Raw genomic sequence first — 2418 nt, 5'->3', positions numbered from 1 at the left:
CGGCCGGCTCCGCCTGTGCCGCCAGCTCGGCCGCCGGCACCGGCTCCACGACCGGCTCAGGTGCCGGTTCCGCCTCGGAGACCCCGGCCGGCACCGGCTCGGGCTCCGGCACGGGCACGGCCTCGGGCTCGGTCTCAGGCGCGGCCGCCGGCTCCGGAGCGGCCGGTTCGGCCGCCGCCGCGGCCTTGGCGCGCTTCCTGCTCTTCTTGCCGCCTCCGCCGCCGGACGAGTGCGCCTGGTCCATGTGCACCAGCAGGCCGCGGCCGTTGCAGTGCGGGCAGGGCTCGGAGAACGACTCCAGCAGCCCCTGGCCGACCCGCTTCCTGGTCATCTGCACCAGGCCCAGCGAGGTGACCTCCGCCACCTGGTGCTTGGTCCGGTCACGGCCCAGGCACTCCAGCAGCCGCCGCAGCACCAGCTCGCGGTTGGACTCCAGCACCATGTCGATGAAGTCGATCACGATGATGCCGCCGAGGTCCCGCAGCCGCAGCTGCCGCACGATCTCCTCGGCCGCCTCCAGGTTGTTCCTGGTGACCGTCTCCTCCAGGTTGCCGCCCTGGCCGGTGAAGCGCCCGGTGTTGACGTCGATGACGACCATGGCCTCGGTGCGGTCGATCACCAGGGACCCGCCGCTGGGCAGCCACACCTTGCGGTCCAGCGCCTTCATCAGCTGCTCGTCGATGCGGTACGTGGCGAACACGTCCACGTCCGACGTCCAGCGCGACAGCCGGGGCACGAGGTCGGGCGCCACGTGCGAGACGTAGCTGTGGATCGTCTCCCAGGCCTCGTCGCCGCTGATGATGACCTTCGAGAAGTCCTCGTTGAAGATGTCGCGGACGACCCGGACCGTCATGTCCGGCTCGCTGTTCAGCAGCGCGGGCGCGTTGCCCTTCTTGGCCTTCCGCTTGATCTCTTCCCACTGCGCCTGGAGCCGCTCGACGTCACGGGTCAGCTCCTCCTCGCTGGCGCCTTCCGCGGCGGTGCGGACGATGACCCCCGCGTCGTCGGGAACGATCTTCTTGAGGATCTGCTTCAGCCGGGAACGCTCGGTGTCGGGCAGCTTGCGGCTGATCCCGGTCATCGAGCCTTCGGGGACGTAGACCAGGTAGCGGCCCGGCAGGGAGATCTGGCTGGTGAGCCGGGCGCCCTTGTGGCCGATGGGGTCCTTGGTGACCTGCACCAGCACCGGCTGCCCGGACTTCAGGGCCGTCTCGATGCGGCGCGGGCCCCCGCCAAGGCCGAGCGCCTCGAAGTTGACCTCGCCGGCGTAGAGCACGGCGTTGCGGCCCTTGCCGATGTCGACGAACGCCGCCTCCATCGACGGCAGCACGTTCTGCACCTTGCCGAGGTAGACGTTGCCGACGTACGAGGTGGACTGCTCCCGGTTGACGAAGTGCTCGACGAGGACGTTGTCCTCCAGCACGCCGATCTGCGTGCGGTCGCCGGTCTGCCGCACGACCATGACGCGCTCGACCGACTCGCGCCGGGCCAGGAACTCCGCCTCGGTGATGATCGGCACGCGGCGGCGGCCCTGCTCACGCCCCTCGCGTCGGCGCTGCTTCTTGGCCTCCAGGCGGGTCGATCCCTTGATCGACTGCACGCCGTCCGGGGCCGCCTCGCCCTCCTCACGCTTCTTGCGGGGCTCGCGGACCTTGACCACCGTGCGCTCGGGATCGTCCGGGCTCACCGCGGCCTCGGTGGCCTCACCGCGGCGACGGCGGCGGCGACGGCGGCGGCGCGACCCGGAGGTGACCTCCGTGGTCTGCTGGGCGGCGGCAGCCGTCTCCTCGCCCTCGCCGGGCTCCTCGCGCTCCTCGGCAGCGGCGGCGGGCTGCTCGGCCTGCTCCTCGGTCCGCTCCCCGGCCTGCTCCGGCTGCCCGGGCTTCTCGGTCTCCTCGCCGGCGTCCGCCCCGGCCTGCTCGGCCACGGCTTCGGCGGCCTTCTCAGCGGTCTCGCCGCGGCGACGGCGGCGGCCACCGCGGCGGCGCCGGCGCGCGGGGCGCTCAGCCTGGGCCTCGGTGTCCTCCTCGGGCGTCTCACCGGTCGGGGACGCCGCCTGCCCGGTCTCCTCCTCGAGCGCCTCGTCCTCTTCATCCGGCCCGTCCGGGGCGGACTCCGCCTCCTGGCGGGCGGCCTCCGCGGCGGCGCGCTCGGGGGTCTGGAACATGGGCGCCTGGAAGACCGGCGCGCGGAACACGGCGGCCGGCGCCAGCGGCGTGGTGAGGGGCGAGGGCTGCGGCTCTTCGGGGACGACCTCTTCGTCGGCGGCCATGCCGCTCTCCGTGCTGGACGGCGTCTCCGTGCTGGACGAAGGGGCCTCGTCCTGCTGCGGCGCCTCCTCGGCACGGGTCGCGCGGCGCCGGGTCCTGGCCGTCTTCTTCGGCTTCTCCGCCGCAGGCTCCTCCCCCGGCTCACCGG

General features: G+C 73.2%; 1 protein-coding gene. It reads right to left on the bottom strand.

The genetic code is table 11. The features are described from left to right. A partial coding sequence (locus JK356_RS21390; protein ID WP_236671717.1) for an Rne/Rng family ribonuclease occupies positions 1–2418 on the bottom strand: 2418 nt, incomplete at both ends.

It is taken from the genome of Streptomyces sp. 7-21 (genome assembly GCF_016741785.1).
In the GTDB taxonomy this organism is placed as follows: domain Bacteria; phylum Actinomycetota; class Actinomycetes; order Streptomycetales; family Streptomycetaceae; genus Streptomyces.
The sequence above is the reverse complement of the archived record's forward strand: the minus strand, read 5'-3'. Positions and strand labels throughout refer to the sequence as shown.